Genomic DNA, 3,010 nt, shown 5'->3' with positions numbered 1-3,010 from the left:
TTCGCGCTTGGCTCGGCGCTGTGGGGCGCGGTGGCCAGCCTCACCAGCCTGCCCGCGGCGCTGCTCGCCGCCACGGTGGCCATGCTCGCTGGCCTGCTGCTGGCCAAGCGGTTTCCGCTGCGCATGGGCGCGGACCTCGAGGTCACGCCGGCGCCGCTCGAACACCTGCTGATCGCCAACGAGCCCGACCCCGAGGCCGGCCCGGTGGCGGTGGAGCTGATCTACCGCGTGCGGCCCGAGGCGGTGGAGGCCTTCACCGCCGCGGTCGCGCTGCTGAAGGCGCCGCGCCAGCGCGACGGCGCGCTGTTCTGGCGCCTGTACCGCGACCTCGGCGACGGCGAGCGTTACGTCGAGCGCTTCATCGTGCAGAGCTGGGCCGACTACCTGCACCAGCGCAGCCGGCGCACGATCGCCGACCGCGAGCTCGAGGCGGCGCTGCGCGCGCACCTCGCCGAGGGCAGCGCGATCGAGATGCGGCACTACCTGGCGGAGCGGTGAGGGGCCGGCCGGCTGCCGGGCCAAGCTCAGCATCGTTGCGCGGTGCCGGCGAAGGTAGGCGCGCACGCCGCGGTGACGCGCCTTAAGCTGAGCGTCTTGTTGTCAAGGAGCCCGCATGAACCTCGATGAAAAAGGCCTCGCCACGCGCCGCGCCGTGCTGGGCCATGCCTATGTCGACAACGCACTGGCCAAGGCCACGCCGTTCACCGCGCCGCTGCAGGAGCTGGTGACGCGCCATGCCTGGGGCAACACCTGGCAACGCCCCGGCCTCGACCTGCGCACGCGCAGCATCGTCACGGTGTCGATGCTGGTGGCGCAGGGCCGCATGCACGAGCTGAAGATCCACGTGCGCGGCGCGCTCAACAACGGCGTGACGCCCGAGGAGCTGCAGGAGATCTTCCTGCACGCCAGCGTGTACTGCGGCTTCCCGGCCGCGGTGGACGCCTTCCGCACGGCGGCCGAGGTGGTCGACGCCGCGACCCCGGCCGCATGACGCCCGCTCGAGGTTGCGGCGGCCGCGCCCGTCGTGAGGTCGGTTGAGCATGCGCAACGCACTGCCGGGCGGCCCGGCTACTGTGGCTTCACCGATGGCGGTGAAGGAGGTTGCACATGAAGAGGTCCCGAATCCTGATGCTCGCCGCGCTCGCGGCCGCGTGCAGCGTGCCCGCGCTTGCCAACCAGCGCCTGGCCGAGAACAAGCAGTGCTTCGGCTGCCATGCGGTGGCCACCGACGGCGCCGGCCCGGCCTTCAAGAAGGTCGCGACGTTGTGGCGCGGCCGCAAGGACGCCGAAGCGATGCTGGTGCGGACGATCCGCCAGGGATCGTCCGGGACCGGTGGGCCGCACTGGAACAAGGCCACGATGCCCGACCAGGCCGAGCGGCCGCTCGTCAGCCAGGCCGAGGCCAAGCGGCTCGCGGCCTGGATCCTGAAGCAGTGACGTAAGGCGGCGTGCGCTCAGCCCCTCAGGCCACGCGCCCGAACCACCGCACCGACAGCCCCGCGCCGGCCAGCAGCAGCACCGCCGCCGCGGCGGCCAGCAGGGCCGTCAGTTCGGTCTCGCGCCGGCTTACCTGCAGGCGCGAGACGAGCTTCTGATGGCGTCCGCTGGCGGTGCTCGATGCGCCGCCAGCGGGTCGCCGCCGGCTATTGAGCGGCCGGCGCCGGATCAGGCGACTTGAACGGCGGCACCTTGAAGTTGCCCTTGCCGCGCTTGCCGTTGATCACCTCCGTGCTCATCGCAAATCCCAGCGTGGCGTAGGCGATCGCGTCCGAGTTCACGTCGAGTGCCAGGTTGCTGTTGTTGGCGAAGGTGTCGCAGGCCTGGTGGTAGCAGGGGTCGTAGGCGACGCCCGCCGTCCCGCCCCACAGGCTTGCTTCCTCAGCCGTCTTGACGCCTTCTGCGCCGGTGAACAGGCCGCCGGAGGCGATGCCTGCGGTGATGAAAGGCCCGTAGTCGGAGCGTCCGGAGAAGTCGGTGCCCTTGAACGGCAGGCCGCGGCCGCTGTAGAAGGCCTCGAAGGTCTTCTCGATCTGAGCCGAACCCTCCGGACCGACACCGGAACCTACTTGGTCGGAGTCGTCGCCGTCGTAGATGAAGAACACATGGTTGGGCGAGCCGACCATGTCGAAGTTCAGGTACAGCGCGATCTGCCGACGTTCAGCGTCGGGGAGGGTGGTGACATACCGGGTCGACCCCACCAGACCCGCTTCCTCGGCGCCCCACCAGGCAAAGCGCAGCTTGTTGCGCGGCTTCACCTTGGCCATCTGGAGGGCCACTTCGAGGATCGCCGCGCTGCCGGAGCCGTTGTCGTTGATGCCCGGGCCTTCGGCCACCGAGTCCAGGTGCGCGCCGACCATGACCACGTTGTTCTCATCGCCGCTGCGCGACTCGGCCAGCACGTTGTAGCTGGTGGCGTTGCCGCGGAACACGTTGTTGAACAGCCGCATCACGAGGCCGGGTGTGCCGGCCCACTCGGCGCCGCGTGCGTAGGTGGCCTCGACGACCGGGATGCCGCTGGCATTGCTGACGCCGAGCGTGCCGTTGATCAGACCGGTGCGCGCAGGCGTGTTGCCCTGGTTGAACATGATCACGCCCACCGCCCCGGCGGCGGCGGCGTTCGCGGCCTTGAGCTCGAAGGTGCAGGTGCCGCGCTGGATCAGCGCGATGTTCCCGGCGGGGAAGCCGGCGAAGTCGGCCGCCTCGCAACCGCTGGTGGAGGTGTTGCCCAGGCCGAGCTGGATGTCCACTGCGCTGACTGCCGCCGTGACGTCGCCGGGATCGGATTCCGTCATCTCGTTGTAGTCGATGCCCTCGACGTAGGTCGCTGGTCCCGGCGACGTCTGCGCCAGAACCGAAGGGCCGAAGTCGATCCAGGTTCTGAACTGGAACGGCTGCACCGTCACGTTGTAGCCGGCCGCCGTCATCTGCTGGACCACGTAGTCCTTGGACGCGTCGTAGCCGGGCGTGCCGGAGACGCGGGTGCCGTTATTGGCGTCGGCGATCGCCTGGA

The 3,010-nt window shown here is 70.0% G+C and carries 4 protein-coding genes; 3 read left to right on the top strand and 1 reads right to left on the bottom strand.

Annotation, left to right across the window (positions count from 1 at the left end):
• The 3 genes from VFV21_RS10695 to VFV21_RS10685 form a co-directional block, all read left to right on the top strand.
• Window positions 1-498, top strand: a 498-nt coding sequence (locus tag VFV21_RS10695; protein WP_329669415.1) for an MFS transporter, incomplete at its 5' end; no start/stop codon positions are given.
• 115 nt (window positions 499-613) lie between these two features.
• Entirely contained in the window at window positions 614-991 is a 378-nt protein-coding gene (locus VFV21_RS10690) for a carboxymuconolactone decarboxylase family protein (protein WP_329669414.1), read from the top strand.
• Between the two features lie 116 nt (window positions 992-1,107).
• Window positions 1,108-1,437, top strand: a complete 330-nt coding sequence (locus VFV21_RS10685; protein WP_329669413.1) for a c-type cytochrome — start codon at window positions 1,108-1,110, stop codon at window positions 1,435-1,437.
• A gap of 206 nt (window positions 1,438-1,643) precedes the next feature.
• On the opposite strand, the gene VFV21_RS10680 is transcribed toward VFV21_RS10685, so the two are convergent.
• Window positions 1,644-3,010 (bottom strand): M28 family metallopeptidase (locus VFV21_RS10680; RefSeq protein ID WP_329669412.1); only part of this gene is annotated, 1,367 nt, incomplete at its 5' end.

Source organism: Arenimonas sp., from assembly GCF_036275555.1.
Taxonomy (GTDB): Bacteria; Pseudomonadota; Gammaproteobacteria; order Xanthomonadales; family Xanthomonadaceae; genus Arenimonas.
The sequence above is the reverse complement of the archived record's forward strand: the minus strand, read 5'-3'. Positions and strand labels throughout refer to the sequence as shown.